Annotated in this window: 7 protein-coding genes and 2 pseudogenes; 6 read left to right on the forward strand and 3 right to left on the reverse strand. The window is 59.3% G+C overall.

The window, feature by feature from the left end:
* Positions 1-31 precede the first annotated feature (31 nt).
* A complete protein-coding gene (locus OHD62_RS35930) occupies positions 32-361 on the reverse strand; it encodes a DDE-type integrase/transposase/recombinase (RefSeq protein WP_412177471.1) in 330 nt (109 codons plus the stop codon).
* Between the two features lie 204 nt (positions 362-565).
* Positions 566-897: pseudogene (locus tag OHD62_RS35090) on the reverse strand (IS5/IS1182 family transposase); the annotation flags it as partial.
* Between the two features lie 375 nt (positions 898-1,272).
* On the opposite strand from OHD62_RS35090, the gene OHD62_RS35095 reads away from it, so the two are divergent.
* The 6 genes and pseudogenes from OHD62_RS35095 to xopAD all read left to right on the forward strand — a co-directional run.
* Positions 1,273-1,638 (forward strand): hypothetical protein, encoded by a 366-nt coding sequence (locus tag OHD62_RS35095; RefSeq protein ID WP_263792286.1) that lies wholly within the window; start codon positions 1,273-1,275, stop codon positions 1,636-1,638.
* Positions 1,639-1,907: 269 nt separating this feature from the next.
* On the forward strand, positions 1,908-2,033 hold the full coding sequence (locus tag OHD62_RS35100; RefSeq protein ID WP_006200702.1) for a hypothetical protein: 126 nt from the start codon (positions 1,908-1,910) through the stop codon (positions 2,031-2,033).
* 396 nt (positions 2,034-2,429) lie between these two features.
* Positions 2,430-3,095: a methyltransferase gene (locus OHD62_RS35105; RefSeq protein WP_081482079.1), complete on the forward strand. Its 666-nt coding sequence runs from the start codon at positions 2,430-2,432 to the stop codon at positions 3,093-3,095.
* A 3-nt stretch (positions 3,096-3,098) separates the two neighbouring features.
* Complete coding sequence (hemC, locus tag OHD62_RS35110; RefSeq protein WP_081482078.1) at positions 3,099-4,043, forward strand: hydroxymethylbilane synthase; 945 nt, start codon at positions 3,099-3,101, stop codon at positions 4,041-4,043.
* A gap of 1,079 nt (positions 4,044-5,122) precedes the next feature.
* A complete protein-coding gene (locus tag OHD62_RS35115; RefSeq protein ID WP_006200698.1) occupies positions 5,123-7,159 on the forward strand; it encodes a hypothetical protein in 2,037 nt (678 codons plus the stop codon).
* Between the two features lie 2,001 nt (positions 7,160-9,160).
* Positions 9,161-17,173: pseudogene (gene xopAD / locus OHD62_RS35120) on the forward strand (XopAD/skwp family type III secretion system effector); the annotation flags it as partial.
* 30 nt (positions 17,174-17,203) lie between these two features.
* Here xopAD and OHD62_RS35125 read toward each other — a convergent pair.
* A complete protein-coding gene (locus tag OHD62_RS35125) occupies positions 17,204-17,626 on the reverse strand; it encodes a hypothetical protein (RefSeq protein WP_318528735.1) in 423 nt (140 codons plus the stop codon).
* Between the last annotated feature and the right edge of the window lie 99 nt (positions 17,627-17,725).

Here is a 17,725-nt window from a genome sequence, read left to right on the forward strand (position 1 = left end):
CACTCTCCCTAAATACGATAATCTTCGTTGGTCAGACATCCACGTCTCCTAAGCACATAGCAGCGCTAGCTTTCGATGAACTGACGAGCCTCCTACGGGGGCATGTCGCAAGATCCGGGTGCCGTTCGTCAGATCGCATGCCGCCTTTGCACTTTGTTAAGCCACCGGAAAAACGCAAGCCTTCCCTCAACCACAGCATCGCCTCGAAACCCGCGATGGTCCGTCGCGCTGTGATGAATGACTGGAAGTCACCAACCTTCGGCATGTTCTCCTTCACCCGGAAATGGTCGGTCTCAATGCCTTGCTGGAGGTGTCGCCGGCTGAAGCGATCCGGATCCGCCGGAGCCGCTATTTGACGGATGTATTTGACAAGGGCCGTTCTGCTCCGATGTCCTGGGGGTGTGCTTTCACGCGTTCTGTCCTGGCGGACGGCCGAGATAGCGGCGCGCGCAGCGGGTTCAGGGCTGGCCGGCAGGACATCGCGCGGTATGCGCGGCTTGGCCTTGACAGAGGCGTTGGTGCATGACCACGGAACTGCACCCAACGCGGTCTTTGATGCATCCTTCTATGTCGGCCGTGCCGGGCAGCGGACGGACTCCGGGCGTGCGCACGCCGTCATGCGATTGAGAACGGCGCACGCGATGGCGGCCTCGGTCTGCTGAGCCGGAAAGAAGCGCGCGCGCAGGCGCCGGCCGATCAATCCCTTGGGCCGATGGCCGTCTCGATCAGGGCGCATCGGCCGTAACCGGTGGCAGTCTGCCATTTCAACCTTCCGTCATTGGCAATCGCCCTGATGTGACCATCTCTCTGGCCCGGTGGTCCGATTGCACCGCTCTCCACCGCCGTCACACGTGGAGGAATTACAATCGTTGCGGCGAAGCTGTGTTGCAGGACGGCGCCGCTTCGTACTCCGGCCAATTCGTCACCTTGTACTTCATCTTCGGTATTCGTGACGCCGGGTGGCATTGTGTTTGAAGGGCATTCGGCGAAGATCATAGCTCCATTTGCGATCTCACCCGCCTATCGGCAAATCCCTAAAAACGATCCGTGCACCAATGCTGCTTGGAGTGCCATTTTGTTTTTTGTCCTTTGCTAACCCACGGCCAATATGCAAGACAACAAACTACTCACCATCCTGGCGAACGCTGCACAGCTGGACGTGAAGGAAGATAGGGCTGGATGGCTCGACCCGAGCGGCCATATAGACTTCACACGATGTAGATGTGGCAGGGGCGTTCGTCAAACGAGTCGACAGGCTGGCTGGCGTTGCTCATGACTGATACGAGCGGAAAGAACATGATGAGAATGACGCGTGCCGAGCTTCATCGGCTGGTCTGGTCGAAGCCGATGACCGAGCTCGCAAGGCTATATGGCGTCAGGGACCAGCATGTCGCGCAGGCCTGCGATGCCCATGACATCGCTCGGCCGCGTGCCGGTCATTGGCAACGAGTAGAGCACGGCAAGACGGTGGAGACCGCCGCGCTCGACAACAAGAACTATTCTCCAGAGGCGATCATCATCATCGAACCTTCGGTCGGGAGGCCCGGCCGGGTTACACGGGGCCAGACGATGAGGCATTTAAAAGATGTGCGGCATGATCCGTTAAAGGCCGACGCGGGAATTGCGGCCGGAAAATAGCGTCTTGGCCAGAGAGTCGACCCGCCGTCCCGGGCATTTCGCGATGCGGAGCCGGCGCTGTCTCAGATCCGGATGGCCAAGTGCGAAGCAGATGAGAGCCTGCGGCGGTTCAGGACGCTTACGAGACATATGTTCACGATCTTCGTGGTGCTCGGGAAGGCATTGACGGCAAAGATCATCACCATTGCCCCCCCTGATCAACCCGCTTCCCGGCGACGGCGATGGGCATGGCGTCCAGCTCGAGGCGGTGTTGAGCTAAGAGTCACGGATTGGTCAACATCGGTGTCGGCGGCCGCTACTGGCGCGTGGCATCTACTGGCACCGCGCATTTCGAGGAGACGCCGCTCGATGGCAGGCCGCAGGTCCTGCATTGGAGGTTGAGCGGTACGGCGTGATCGTGCAGCGAGCGTCAAGTTCAATCGAGAAAGCACCGCCAGGGCCAAGTTGCCGTTGGAAAATCCACAGTGTTCCGAGAAGCCGCATGCTCACACTCTCCCTCAACTGCACCAAGACCGCTGAGGCTCGCTCGGCGTTGGTGGCACAGTCGCGGTCCGCCCAGCGCCAGCCTCGCTGGGAAGCAAACAAAGCCTGGAGCGACCTCGCCCCGAGCTTCCCGTGTATGCGGCGAGATTATCGCCTGCTGTAGCCAACGTAGTCGGCTTCGCCGAATCCATAAGTCCTGGCAGTCATCCGTTTCGCGCTGGGTCCGCCGTTAGAAAAATGATGGCAAGCGCGACCACAAATGCTGTAACAGGTCCATCCCTTTGAAATTTGATCGCGAAGGAGTCTCAATGCCGTTGGATCCACGAATTGAAGAGCGCCTCGGGCGCATTGATACTGTAGCCCCCGACGGTGAGGCAGACGACATCGTCCTCAATGGAATAGGGCTTCATGTCGATCCGGGTGTTTTCAATCCCGCCAAGGGAAAATCTGGTCGCAAGATCCTAAGAGCCATCGACCTCATTCCTCCGAGTCCGGACGCGCGAATAGTCGAGATCGGCACCGGCTGCGGACACCTATCTGCCGCCATGTGGCTCCGAGGATGCCGAAACATTGTCGCTTCGGACATTATGGTCGAAGCTTGCAACAATGCTCGTCGCAATTTTGATCGGCTTGGCTTCGAAATTTCTGTTGTTCATTCTGATCTTCTCGCGAGTATACAGGGGGACTTTGATTATATTGTCTTCAATGCACCTGCAGCCCATCCGAAACGCTTTTCACCAAACAGAGGTGCTACCACCTTGTATGATGTGACAGGCACCACCAAACAGCGGTTTGTCGAGCAGCTTCTCCAGAGAAAACCGAGTGGCCGGCTACGCGCAATGTTTACGTATAGCAGTTACATCGACTATGCACCGATCACGGAGATCGGTTTCGGCGATTTTGAAGTAAACTACCTTCTAGTAGATAAAGACGAAATATCTGAAACCGGTATAGTATTACTGTCTAGAGATTAAAATATGAAACATCCAAAACTTCGTCTAGGAACCCGCCGCAGCCCGATGGCAATCGTTGTGGCCGGGACTGCTGAGCGCCTTATTAAAGCTGTAGAACCGAGGATTGAGGTTGAAATTTGCCCATTTGTGTCCGAAGGTGATCTCATCAAGGGAGACCTTAAACTATATGGTGGGAAAGGGACATTTATCAAAGATTTGGAACGTCGTCTTTTGGCCAATGAGATCGACTGCGCGATTCATGCCCTGAAGGACATTCCGGGAGATGTCCAGATGCATGAAGAACTTATGTTAATTGCGTTTCTCTCAAGAGAAGATCCTCGAGACGCTCTTGTCCTTCGAAGCGGCCTATCTGAAGAGGAGTTCCTGGCAAAACAACGTGTCCGGATTGGAACATCGGCGCCGCGCCGCCGAGCCGCCGCGTTGCGCCTGTTCCCTGATTGTGCCGTTGAGTTGAGCCGTGGCAACGTCAATACTCGCCTTAAGAATCTGGATTCCGGTCTGCACGATGCCTTGATACTTTCTGGTTCCGGCTTGGATCGCGTTGGCTTTCATAGCCGTATCGCGCGACTATTCTCTTACGACGAGGTTCTCCCCGCTGCTGGGCAAGGCATTCTGGTTCTGCAGATAAGGCGGGAAGACTTGAACCGATGCTCTTATCTCAGGATCGTTAATAACGAAGAGTCGGAGAATGCCGCGGCGGCGGAGCGAGAGGTGCTCGCACAGCTCAACGGTAACTGCCACAGCGCAATTGCGGCGCACTGCTGGGCTGTTGAAAGCGGCGGCCACAAATTGACCGCTGCAGTCTTTGATAGTGCTACTGGGAACTGCCTTGAGGCGGCAATGGAGCTGCCCCTCAATTCCAAGGATTTTACCGAGTTAGGAGCCAAAGTTGCCGAGCAGCTCATTAAGGATGGTTGCAGAAAATTCCTTACGCCGGTCGGAGCTTAGTTTCTACAAGCACGTGCAACCTCGCCAAACCCTCCTTTGGCAACCTCTCGTGCGAAATCTGTTAGGATCAAATCCGCGCCGGCCGACGGCGAGTGTTGGTGGAGACCGTGCAGCAGGCGCCCCTCAACCATCAATCAGACAATAGCGTTACTCTCAGCCGCAATCGATCGATGCCACCTTTGTAGGGCTCGCTATTGCGGAATGGGAGCTGTGACCCGAGCCCTTGCCTGATATCTCTTTGCGACCGACTTCGGATAACGGGACAGCCGCGACAAGGCCGCTTGGCTGACCTTGAGGTTTCGCGGCCGATATAGGCCGCAGCCTGATCGCTAACGCTTAGGTCGGTTTTTTTGCATTCAGGAGAAGCGCGTCGTCAGCTAATCGTCAGACAGGCCGTCTATCCATGCCTACCGTACCCTAACCAGCTCGAGCTCAACGCGAAACATGGGAATGCGAAACGTCCTGTATGGTCGAACTGGCGGCTCGTCCGATTTTCACGAGGCCGACGAAACGAACCGGTTGGTAGCCGTCGAGCAAACGGGGTGGAGGATGCCACAGATTTGCGACATCTTTGCTTGGGTCTTCGGTGCCGGTTCCAGCGGCAGACCATCTTCGGGGTAAGGGCGAGCAATAGCGCCCGTGAAGGTACCCCCTCCCCCCAAAAACTCCCTCTCTGCGAATCACAACGGCTGAGCGACCATCAGCCCGCAACACCACGATCAGCGCATAGTCGCCAATATCGGAGATGGAATATGACGAGCATTGGCCGACCTGGCAGATCGTGCATTGGGGATGCTGGAGCCGGATCGAGCTGTTCACGCTCGCTATTAAGTGGCGCCCCTGGGGAAGGCAGCCAATCGTTCGATGTCTTCGTGGAGCAGATGCGCTCTGTGGCTCTGGATAAAGCGACGACCTCCGCTCCCATCGCGCGCGGTGCCGATGATGCCCTTGGCGATAGGTCTTCCTGCGCCTCCGTTGGCGCCCATCCAATCCTGGGCGCTCCGCCACTTGCAGCCGTTGCGCCACGTGCAGTCACGGCGCGGCGGCGCGGTTTTCCCTCGCTGTCGGAGGGTGAAGCCATGACGCCGGTCGCCAGCCAGCCGCCAACTTCGGGTGAGGCGGATCCTATTTCCTTGTCAGCCGAAGAGATCAACTCAACGAAGGAACGAATGCTCGGGCTGCTCATGGAACTCGACGCCTGCCGCAATACGGCCCTGCAAAACTATAACTCCTTGGACGAGGCGCAAGAGCAGATCGATCGGCTCGTTTATGCAGGCTCAGCAGTTCTAGATTACTATGCGAGCCTGCACCCGCCTCTGGCGCGTAACATTCTGTCCGACGATCGGGCGCGTCAATTCCGCGACGAGGTGCTCCATGCGGGGGACCAATGCAACATGCTGGCCGCCACGACTATCCGACAGGTGCAAGGCCGCAGACAGCTTGCATCCACCGTGCTCAAGAGCTTGCTCAAATCCGACGCTACTCCGGACCAGCTGAGCCGAGCGGCTTCAACGGTGGCGGACCACCATGTGGCCTCGATGGAGTGCTGGGAAAAGAAGGCTTGGCGCTGTGAACGGATGCGGTCCGTCTGTGCCGCCACTGCCAACTTACCAAGTGCAACGGCCAACATGCGCGAGGCCGATGAGGCCGCACTACGGCTGCACTCCGGCTGGGCTCTGAATACGAAAGTCATGCAGCTGGAATCTCGGGTTGCTCTCGCGAAGTTCAAGATTGAGCGGCAGGCGAGCTCCTTCGAAGCACCCGTGATGGGAACCCTCATGGGTGACGACGGGCAGGTGCGTCGGCTGGGAACCTTCGTCAGCGAGGTTTTTCCGGCATTTCACTCGACGTCCAACGCTGTTCTGTACAGCAAAGGGCGCCCACTCGACGCAGATCACTGCGCCGTTCTGGAAGGAGTCGTGGAGCGGCTTTCGGAATTTGCGGTGGCATTGCAGGACATCCTGACCGAGCTAAGCAATGACCGAACAAGTGCCGGGCTTCCATTGGAACTGTTGGGGAAGAGCGTGACGGATGCGTGGACCAGCGCGCACGAAGTCATGCGATTCCTGACACTGCAGCCGAAGACGTCAGCCATCATTGCACCGCCGACCGACGCTGGCGCTGGGATATCGGCTAGCACTGCCGGTAAGGGTGCGGGGGCTGAAGGCACGGCAGCGCGCAGGAAAGGGAAAGGCAAGCACAAGCCGGCCACTGGGGACGGGAGTTCGGCCAGGCGGCCGGAGCCGCAAGTCGTGGCGGGCGTCAGCGACACGGAGCCAGCAGCCAACGTTCTCGTGCGCTCGGATCTAGGTACGAAGAAGCTCGTGAGCGCGAAGGAGGCGCAGGCGAGTGCGGCGACGGCGACGGCACACTTGGCCATCTGGCAGACCCCCGCCTCGACGGCGGCCCTGACGCGAGGAGTCGAGCGGCTGAGCGAACTTTTGCAGTTCGATCTCGCTGGTCAGCAAAAGACCATCTCGCAAGCGCGTTGGATGAAACCCGAGGACGCCGCCTACGCACTCGACACCGTGGTCGAGCGCCTGCAGGCGCAGGCCACCGAGATGGAGGCCTGTCTGGCCGCGTTGGCGGAACCTCTTCGACTCGGCCTTTTCACGACGCAAGTGCGCGACGTGCACGCCAAAAAAGTTCGGCTTCAGGGGATGTTGTCCGAGGCGCGGGGATTGATCAACGATGTGAACAAGCGAAAGGCCGCTATCACGACCGATTGCATGAAGACCTACCCGTTTCCGTTGCAGAACTACCTTGAACAATTGCGGGTGGCCAAGGAGTTGACGCCTGCTGATCTGCCGCGGGCGTTGAAGGGCGAGCCAGGAGCGCTGTTCGAGATCAAGCTGCAGCCCAAGGCGCTGCGCAACGGAGCAATGCCGAAACCGATGTGGGTGCACATCCATACGAAGCGGTCGGTACATGCGTGGCAGTTGGCAACGCTGGATGACGCTGACTTTGCCGCTTGCCACGTCAAATCCAATGAACAGCGCGGGAGTAATCGAGAGTGGCAGGACAGGCGGGCCGCACTCGGTCACGAGAATGTCATGATCCATCGCGGCAAGCTCACCCCTGCGTTCTGCAAGTCCTTGTTTGACTACAGGGCGTAGCGGCCAGCCACGCCATCCGCATGTTGCGAACCACCGGTCGACGCGGGCTGCTCGATACGGAACGTAGCTAGCGGCGTCTAGCGGTCGAGTGCAGCTTGTGGTGACGGCATGAGGCAGTCGAGCCGCTCTGGTCTTGAGCCAGACAACGAATGCCGCGAACTGCCCGAGTTGCCGACAAGACTACGCCCCTGCTCCGTGCCTGCGCCGGCCCGAAGGCGTCCGCGTCTTCCCAGATTCTGGCGATCTTCGGCTCCACGGCTTTTACGGTCGGCACAGCGCTGGTGGATCGTTAGAAAGCCGATCTCATCGGTTGTCGTGGGACGAGCTTGCAGTTTGCCTCACGCCTCAACTCCATAACGAAGACAGCGGCGTCGCGGCCAACCTGTCCGCGACGGGCACGAGGTTGGTGCTGTCATAGAACACAACCCTATAGGCGAACCGATCCCCGCAAGCCTGAGCCAAGTCCTCAGGCCGCAGTCACTGGACTTCACCGTCACGGCCGACTTCACATCGATCTGCAAGATCGTGCCGTCGGCGCGTTCCAGCAGGATGTCCACCCTTGCATCTGCTGGTCGCGGAAATGGTAAGGCGTCAATCGCATGTCCGACGCCGTATCCATCTCTGGCCGAACAGCTCGCCATTCTCGCTGCCTGACCAGCAACGCAACAATCCTCCATGCGTCCCAATTTCGCCGTTACAACAAGAGCTTCGCGAAGCCTGGAAGGAACCCGGCCTTTCGGTGGACCAAAATTCAATCTTTTAGGAAGAACGATATCCCGGTCAAACGCAAGTATCTGAGAGTAATTGTTCTCCTGGCCGATCTCGCACCCGGTTCCTTTGAAATCATAATATTTGCCGAGGAAGGATAAAATTGCAAAATATTCAATTGACGTATTTCTTTATCATCCCGAGGCAGTCGGCAACCTGCAAATCCGTTAGGTGAAATATTTGAGCCGGATACCTCAGTATAGGCCTCAGCAGGTATTCGGTTGACGAATTTTAGATTGTGTCCGTGGACATTCTAATCCTTCTGGTTGTCGCGAGGTTTCTCCCAGATCGCCCGCGCTATACCCGAATTCGGCTGTGCGCAGGTCAGGTCTACGTCAGGTGCAGGGGATAAGTTCGATGCCACAGCGCACAATTGAGCAAAACCAGAGCGCGCGCACAATTGTGCCAAAGATGACGATCCCCGCTTGCCGGCTGTGGCGAGTCGCGTCTCGTCGGCGCAACGCAAGCAGTTCCGCCCTGCGGTGTTGAAACAACGCAGTTGAGGACGCCGCAGCGGCAACGTGTGGCCAAGCGTTCTAATCGGCGCATTCACAATTACTTGGGAGACGAATTTTGAAAAGAGTTGACCGGAGTTTGAATGCGCCCAGCGGACAAGACACGCACCGGCCCCATCCGGAATCAGATCTTGACGGTGGAAAAGATGGCTCGACGTTCAGTTCCGTCGTCCAGGGCTTGCGCCCTGAAAATCGAGAGTTAGGGGCCCCCTCCGGTCAAAGGCCACCTTCGGCCAGCGATGTCCGGCGCGGCCCCTCAACCGATCCCTCCGTTAATACGCGTGAGCGCCAGGCCGGTTCTCGCTACTTGCCGCACAGGGACGCACCAAACTGGGAAAAAAGTTCGTCGCGTTCCGGTGCGGAGGGCCGCGATGCCGATCAGTCCAGGGCATCACTACGAAGTGCCTCTTCCCCGCACAGGCAATCCGTATCCGGCCTGGACCATAGACCGAAAAAGCGGCGCCTGGATAGCGGCGCCACGCAGAGCACGCAAAGTGCAATATCCGGCCTGGACCACAGACCAAAAAGGCGGCGCCCGGATAGCGACACCACGCAGAGCACGCAAAGTGCAATATCCGGCCTGGACCACAGACCAAAAAGGCGGCGCCTGGATAGCGGCGCCACGCAGAGCACGCAAAGTGCAATCTCAGAACAACAATCTAACGCAGCTCTAGACGCGATTTATTTCGCCCGTGACATCGTTGGATTCTCGCGTGCGGTGGTGGAGTATGACAAACGGCTGCAAGGGGCGGGCGACGGGATCCATGCAGCCTTCATGCAAAAGGCCGCCGCCCAGTTCAGAAGTCAATTTGTCCCTTGCTTTGAGGACGATATCCGCCGCGGGAAATCATGGGGCTACGCCACGGCATGTAACGCGGTGAGCCGCGAGGCTGGAGGTCAGGAAGGTGTCGAAGCTTGCAAGGCGATGGCTGCTCGGGTGGCGCAGCTTCATGGCACGTTGGCGCTCCGAGTCGACCCCAAAGCTCTTTCGCTCTTCGCTTCATCATTTGGTCGGCATCCGCAGTCGAAGACATGCCGCAATGGAACGATCAGCATCGCCGAATTTTGCCGCGATGAGGGCAAGGCACTTGGGGTGCTGAAAAGTCAAAGTCTGGCGTTGCTGGTGAACGGTTTCAGTAAGTGGGCGCAGCGGTCGGAAACTCGTGAGGGCACGGAAGCCGTCGCCAGGGAGGTCGGTTCTCGCGCCGACCGCCGTGTCCAGCTCTCTGATTTTACTACGCAAAACCTGGCGAACCTAGTGAACGGCTTCGGCAAGTGGCCGGAAGAGGAGTGGTCTCGCCAAGCCACCGGAGCGATTGCCGATGAGGTGCTCCGTCGTGACCACCGTGCCCGGCTCTCTGATTTTAATCACCAGGACTTGGCAAATCTGGTGAACGGTTTCGGCAAGTGCCCGGAAGAGAAGGTCTTTCGCCAAGCCACAGTTGCGATCGCGGGCGAGGTGCTCCGCCTCGACCGCCGTGCCCGGCTCTCTGGATTCACTCAGCAGGAGCTGGCGAACATGGTGCACGGGTTCAGCAAGTGGCCGCAAGAGGCGGCGTCTAGCGAAGCCGCAGGCGCGATGGCCGGTGAGGTCATCCGTCGTGACCGCCGTGCCGGGCTCGCTGATTTTAGTCACCAGGACTTGGCGAACATGGTGACCAGTTTCAGCAAATGGCCGCAAGAGGAGTGGTCTTGCCACGCCATCGGAGCGATTGCCGGTCAGGTCGGTCGCCGCGTCGCCCCCGGCGAGTTCGGGCTCTCTGATTTTAATCACCAGGACCTGGCGAACATGGTGAACGGTTTCAGCAAATGGCCAGACGAAGCGGTCTATCGCCAAGCCACAATCAAGATCGCCAGAGAACTCTCTCGGCGTGACCGCGAGGAAGGGCTCGCTGATTTTACTCCGCAGGAGCTGGCGAACCTGGTGAACGGGTTCAGCAAATGTCCGGACGATGCGGACTATCATGAAGCCACAGTCGTGATAGCCCGTGAGGTCATTCGCCGCCGCGCCCAACTGCCTAGTTTTGCTTACCAGAATCTGACGAACCTGGTGAATGGTTTCAGCAAGTGGCCACAACAGGCGGACTGTCGCGATGCAACACTCGCGATCGCCCGTGAGGTGACGCGCCGCGACGACCAGTCATCTCACCTTACTCAGCAGGCGCTGGCGATATTGGTGAACGGGTTCAGCAAGTGGCCGCAGGAGGCCGAGTGTGGCCAAGCCATGGTCGCGATCGCCGGTGAAGTCACGCGCCGCGCCGCGCGCGGCGACGGGCTCTCTGACTTTACCACCCAGGGACTAGCGAACATGGTGAACGGTTTCAGCAAATGGCCGGATGCATCGAACTGTCGCGACGCAACGGTCGTGATCGCACGGGAGATTCTTGGCGGTGATGTCTGGCTCTCTAATTTTACTTCGCAGGAGCTGGCGAACCTGGTGAACGGCTTCAGCAAATGGCCGAAAAAGGAATGGTCTCGCCAAGCTGCCGGGGCGATCGCGAGCGAGGTTCTTCGCCGCGGCGTCCGACTACGTGACTTTACTCACCAGCATCTGGCCAATCTGGTGAACGGTTTCGGCAAATGGCCGGAGGCACCGGACTGTCGCGACGCCGCGGTCGCAATCGCCGGTGAGGTCTTTCGCCACGCCGACCAATTCTCTCGTCTTACTCAGCAGGGGCTGGCGACATGGGTGAACGGGTTCAGCAAGTGGCCGCGAGAGGCGGTCTGTCGCGATGTAACACTCGCGATCGCCGGTGAGGTCTTTCGCCGTGACGACCCGTTGTCTCATCTTACTCAGCAGACGCTGGCGATGTTGGTGAACGGGTTTAGCAAATGGCCGCTAGAGACGGCGTTTCGCCAAGCCACAGTCGCGATCGCCAGTGAGGTCAGTCGTCGCGCCGCTCGCGGCGAGTTCGGGCTCTCTGATTTTAATCACCAGGACTTGGCGAACCTGGCGAACGGATTCAGCAAGTGGCCGCAAGAGGCCGAGTGCCAGCAAGCTACGGACGCGATAGCGCATGAGGTCCTTCGCCGCGACGCCCGGCTCTCCGATTTTACTCACCAGCATCTGGCTAATCTGGTGAACGGGTTCAGCAAGTGGCCCAACGGGGCGGATTGTCGCGAGGCGACAGTCGCAATTGCGGAGGAGATCTGCTGGCGCCAGCTCTCCGATTGTTCTCCGCAAGAACTAGCGAACTTGGTCAACGGATTCAGCAAGTGGCCGGAAGCGGCGGCATCCCTGCAAGCCACAGTCGCAACGGCGCATGAGGTCCTCCGCCGCGGCGCCGGGCTTCGTGATTTCAATCACCAGGACCTGACTAATTTGGTGAACGGGTTCAGCAAGTGGCCGGAAGAGCCGGACTGTCGCGCCGCAGCCGTCGCAATCGCCAACGAGGTCCCTCGCCGCCAGCTCTCTGACTTTGCTCCCCAGGGACTAGCGAACATGGTGAACGGTTCAAGCAAATGGCCGGAAGCACCGGAGTGTCGCGCCGCAGCCGTCGCAATCGCCAACGAGGTCCCTCGCCGCCAGCTCTCTGACTTTGCTCCCCAGGGACTGGCGAATATGGTGAACGGTTTCAGCAAATGGCCGGACGCCCCAAACTGTCGCGACGCAACGCTCGTGATCGCACGCGCGGTTCTTGGCCGTGATGTTATCCGGCTCTCTGATTTTAATTCACAGGGGCTGGCGAACCTGGTGAACGGTTTCAGCAAGTGGCCAGATCAGGCGAGGTCTCAGCATGCCACAGTGGCCATCGCGCATGAGGTCCTCCGCCGCGCCTCCTCGCTCTCCGATTTTACGCACCAGGAGTTGGCGAACCTGGTAAACGGTTTCAGCAAGTGGCCAGATCAGGCGGGGGCGCAGCAAGCCACAGTCGCTATTGCGCTTGAGGTCCTCCTCCGCGCCTCCTCGCTCTCCGATTTTACGCACCAGCAGCTGGCGAATCTGGTGAACGGTTTCAGCAAGTGGCCGGAATCGCAGGACCCGCGCGACGCCACGTTTGCGATCGCGGGTGAGGTCCTTGGCCGCGCCGAACTCTCTGATTTTGCCCCGCAAGGACTGGCGAACCTGGTGAACGGTTTCAGCAAATGGCCGGACAGCGAGGATTGTCGCCAAGCCACGACCGCAATCGCCGGGGAAGCCGGTCAGCGCCAGCTCTCTGATTTCGCTCCGCAAGGAGTGGCGGCCTTGATGAACGGGTTCAGCAAGTGGCCGGAAGAGGCGGCGTGCCGGCAGTCGACGATAGATATCGCGCGAGCATTGGGTACTCGAGAGCAACGATTCGGTGTGTTCACCGCACCTCAGCTGAGTATGCTCGCCAATGCTCTGTCGCGAATGATCATGAGGGCAGAGGAAAGTGGGGACATTACGGACGCCGCACTGCCGAAGGATCGATTGCACAAGCTCGCACACTACCTGCACTATGATAATGATCGCCTAGGGCAGGCTAACGTTCTGCACATCACAACCATTTTCAAGGCGCTGGGTAAGGCTCGGTTGTTCGATGATCTCGGTTTGCTCGCACCGACAGGTTTGAATCTGCTCTCGGAATTGCGTAAAGCCCCTGATTTTACGACCCAGAACGATCTGGAAACTATGGGCAATCTGTGTACTGCTCTGCTGCCGCTAGCGCGCAGCCCACAGAAGCCGCTGCGCTGGCACCGCACGCAAGCCCTCAACCTGCTCAACGACCTCCAACCCGCGATAGAGCAGAAGATCGAGGCGCATCTGAACGCAAGCGATGCCGAGCGCACCCGTGGACCGCTTGCGAGCCGCTGCCCCGCTCTATCGATCTATCAGACGCTCAAGACCCGTGCAGTCCTAGAGAGATTGTTCAGGCCACCGTATGTCGAGGGCAAGAGGTCCGACTTGCGGGTGAGGCAGCAACGGCTGGAGAGCAAGACCAAGGAGATCCTGGAAAGGACGCGGGGCCTCATTGAAAGCGACCTATCCAGCATGAGCTGGAACCTGATCGCGCAGATCGAGGCCGACAGTCCAGTTGATGCGCTGGACTTATTCATGGAGCAAGATGCGGAGGCGATCCAAGCGCAACATCCTGCATCGTTCTTCGACGTGCATCAGGTCTTACGAACCATGGATCACGAGCCCAGATCGCCGCAGGGTGACGCGGGACTGATGCAGTTGCCGGTGGTGGACATGTTGGGGCGGAAAGTGGCCACGGAGCCGGAGAGACGGTATTCGATTTTTCATCGCTTGACTGCTGGGGCAGTGAATGTCGTTGCGGTGCAGCTTCCAGGAACCCCGAGCGCCTTCATGCTGGCGCGTACGGTGAGCGTCAACGGTGTGCCATACCGCGCGGATCTGTTCGGCGGCAGCAAGCTAAAGCCGCCGCGATTGACCGTGTCTCGGATTGCGGCCCGTGCTCCAGGCGAGCTGGCAAAACCTACCGGGGGAAAGCTGCTGGCGATTCCGTATGCCGAAACCGCACCGGGCACGGCCTTTGAGCAGCTGTCGCGCGCCTGGGCCCCTTTCAAAGAGGCCTATTATTATACCCAGCGCAGAGGTTTTGCGGCGCCTCCAGCGATTAAAGGTATATCTCCGCACGACTATGCGCTGGAAGGCGCCTTCAAATTGGTGTTGCTGCCAGACCGTCCTGCCAACGAGGAGCACCCCTTCAAGCTGACGGGGCCGAAAGGCCCGATCGCCTTGCGACCGCATGACGGCTGCGGTTTCATCAGGGCCTCGCTGGCCAACCTTATGCCAGCTGTTCGTCGCGGCGGCGAACAGGAAAGTCCTGACCGGGTGCTTGCCTTTGGCGAGGGAAGGAAATCACTCCTGCCAAGCTCGGCGTTGCAACATTATCCGCGCGCCGAAAAAGTGGCGGATGAGGCCCGCGAAAAGGCCAAGTCCTGGCTTGAAAGCCGACAAAAGCGCGAGTTGACGTCCGAAGAGCTGTTTCGCGTCGTGACGGCCGGACACATTGATGGCCTCGGCGCGGTAGCCGTACCGTCGGGCGATGGCTACCTCCATGTGCCAACGCTCAAGAGCGAGACGTTAAGCGGCGGTGGCGTGCTGATCGGGCGATCTCCTTATGACAAGCCCAACCTGCGCCCGTTCGCCCCCGACCAGGTCAGATCAGCCGTTGACGGAGGCCCGACTACGGCGTTTCTCGATCAGTGCGTGACCATTCAATACAGTTTCAATGTCGCCCAGAAGTCGGGGCAGGAACTGGCGACCGACGATCCGACTTTCTTTGCCAAAGGGCTTCTGATCGTGGTGCCGGACGAGATGTGGCCGGCCGACTTCGCCGACCAGGGGCTGGTGATGTCCGCCGAGGACGTCAAGTGCCATTCGAACTGGACCACGGGCAAGGACCGCGTGAAGGCGGACACGCCGGTCGACTGCGTCGGCATTCTGCAGGCGACCGAGGTGTTCGCTCCGGGCTCGCTGGTTGCCGTCCCGATCGGGGAGCAGAAGAAACTTGATGGCGACTTCGACGGGGATAGCCTCGTCATCATCGGCGACCGGCCGCAGCTTTACGAGCATGTCAGGCAATTCGATCAAGAGGAGCAGGCGCGCGGCCTGCGCTCGCTCAAGCCGCCAAAGTCGCATACCCCGGCGATTGAGGACGGTCGCTACAAGTTCGGTCGCGCCAGCCAGATCCTGGCGGCCACGCGCAATGTTTTGGAAATCTATACCGGCCTGCAACGAGGCTTTCTCGCTCAATCCCATGAAGCCCGGAAGTGGTTTGCCGAGCGTGCCATCTTTGGTACCTACGAGGGAATTCACCAAGAGCTCAAGCGAGACATTCGAGGCTTGTTGGAGCAGGAACAGGTCAGTGCTCAGAACGTCCAGGACAAGCTGGAGAAGGCGCGGCACGAGATCGAGCTGGCAGAGCATCCGGTCGCGCGCGAGATGGCCACGTTGCTCCTCACCGAGCTCGAGGCGTGGGCCGCGAGCTCGGATAAGCAAGACCTGCCCGAAACGGTCACCAGCGCGAGCGAGGGACATGTCGCAATGAGCCAACCGCTCTGCGAGCTGTTCCCGGAGCTGGCGGAGACCTTTTCGGCAACGGCTCAGCCACTCGACCGCATCCAGCTTCTCGTGGACCGTTACCCTTCGCGCATCGACCCGCGACCGGATGGTTACAATCCGCATGACCTCGTGCAAAGCGCAAGCAATCTGCTGAGCCTAGGCATCAAGGTCGGAACCGACGCCTATAAGTCCGACACTGGCGCGCACATCTTTATGTTCAAGAGCAGGCAGCTTCAGCGCTTGCTGCAACAGACACCAGGGTTGAAATCGGTGCCTTACGCCAAGAGCATTGCCGCTCCCCTCATCCAGGGTACCTTCGATATCGATGCGACCCTGGAGGATCTGAAGGAAAATCCCAGTCTGGCGGCTTCAATCATGGAGACCTCGATCCACCTCGCGACGGAGCAGGGCATTTTGCGCAAACCCTCCGGCCGTCAGCCCGAGGCCGAGGATTCCGCCATGACGATCACACTGACCCGCCTGGAGGCCTCGGAGCGCGCCCAAATCGAAGCAGCCCGCGCTCAAACCGAAGAGAAGGACATCACCTTGACGGCAACTGCGGTCGCCGAAGCCCTCAGGAGAGCCGACATCAAGGTAAAGATGCCCCATCTCGCTCAGCGTTTGAGATCGGAAAGCTCGATGACAGGCCAGCTCATTGGCATGCAGGTCCCGTTTGAGGCCGGCACCCAGCTGATCGGCAACGCTGTGCGCCACGTCTTCGAACTCCCTGATGAAGATTTTACACGTGGCTTCAAGAAAGCCATTCTAGACTTCGACGAGAGCGGCTATGCCGAGATCAGCACGACCAACTGGTTCAGGACGCGATCGCCGACCTTCGTCGGCATCAAGACTGTGCTCGCCACGCCTGGCGGCTACCGCTTCGAGGTAGAGTTCCACACGCCAGACAGCTACAAGGCCAAGATCGACAATCACGATACGTACAAGGAGCTGCAGAAGCTGCTGGAGCTGCAGCGAGAGAGCGGAGAGTCCCTCGATCAGTCCATAGCCGAGCAACTGTTGGAGCGCGTGCGACAGGCCTGCAACAAGGTTGTCATCCCCGAAGGGGCCATAGGGATCCCCCACTGGGAGGCCGACGCGGATAGCACAGTTGTTGCCAGCCTAGCCCGTCGGCTGCAAGTGGCCCCGTCGAAACGCACGGGGCGGTCCCAGATCGAAACAGAAATTCTTGGCGCCCTGGGCACACGACCGATCGTGCTTGTTGGCATGAAGGGCGCCGGAAAATCTAGTTTTGGCCGAGCACTCGCCAAGCGACTAGGGCTGAGGTTCGTCGATTCCGATAAAGAGATCGAGGTGAAGACGGGCAAGTCCATCGCCAGGATTCTCGCTGAGGATGGCGAGGCGCATTTCAGGCATCTTGAGGTGAATAAGATCAGGCAGTCGCTCGAACAAGGGCCAGCGGTGCTCGCAACTGGTGGCGGAGCGTTCATGATCAAGGAAGTCCGGGATCATGTCGGCGAGAAAGCGGTCTCGATCTGGCTCAATACCAGCGAGGACGTGATCCGGCGGAACCTGAAGCACAACACCAGGCGTTCGAAGATGCAAACCGCCGACCAAGACCAGGCCGTCACAGAGCTGATGCACTTGCGCAATCCTACCTATAAGCTTGCCGATCTAACGATTGCCCTGCAGCACCAGCGGGATCTCAAGAGCGCGAATGTTTGCGTGACCGCGCTGCATGCCTACCTTTGCGGCAAGGAGGCGCCGGGCCTTGGCTCTGCCGGACAGATAGCCGATCGGATACTTGTGTCAGGAGCGCGGGACGATGCAGAACAGCGGGCGGAAAATACGGGCAATCAAGCCACGTCGAGCACGCAAGGCGTCAAGGTCCTCACTGATCCTTTCGCTGCGTCGCGCGCAGGTGAAATCCGCCGGTATGCCCTTCAGGATGAACAGATTGGCGATGCTGATCACCAGCAGGAACAGCGCCGAGATGCTGGTCTCGACGCCGCCGTCAATGCTGTGAAAATCCTCGAGGCGACCGGACACGTCCCTATGACACGCTTCTCCACCAACGGTGAGCCCACCTCCACGGCGCGGGAGCCGGACGGGCGCATTCTTCCCACCCCTCACGCTCGAGTTGCCCAGACGGATGAACCGGCCTCTGGCTCGGGCAGCGCATCGCAGGATCGGCTGGCGCTCGGCCCCACCCATTGGCTGACCGACGCCCATATCACTGCGGATTACGGGCTCCTGGGCCAGGAGTTGCAGGGACGTTCTCCGGATCTGGCTGCCCGGACGCGCCTCGTGGATCCCCTCATATCATATCAA

The sequence above is a fragment of the Mesorhizobium sp. YC-39 genome, assembly GCF_025753795.1.
In the GTDB taxonomy this organism is placed as follows: Bacteria; Pseudomonadota; Alphaproteobacteria; order Rhizobiales; family Rhizobiaceae; genus Mesorhizobium.

Bases quoted from the DNA above. Each gene is read 5' to 3' on its own strand.
- OHD62_RS35095 (WP_263792286.1), top strand. From the start codon at position 1,273: ATGACTGATACGAGCGGAAAGAACATGATGAGAATGACGCGTGCCGAG.
- OHD62_RS35105 (WP_081482079.1), top strand. From the start codon at position 2,430: ATGCCGTTGGATCCACGAATTGAAGAGCGCCTCGGGCGCATTGATACT.
- hemC (WP_081482078.1), top strand. From the start codon at position 3,099: ATGAAACATCCAAAACTTCGTCTAGGAACCCGCCGCAGCCCGATGGCA.
- OHD62_RS35115 (WP_006200698.1), top strand. From the start codon at position 5,123: ATGACGCCGGTCGCCAGCCAGCCGCCAACTTCGGGTGAGGCGGATCCT.
- OHD62_RS35125 (WP_318528735.1), bottom strand. From the start codon at position 17,626: ATGGGCGTCGGTCAGCCAATGGGTGGGGCCGAGCGCCAGCCGATCCTG.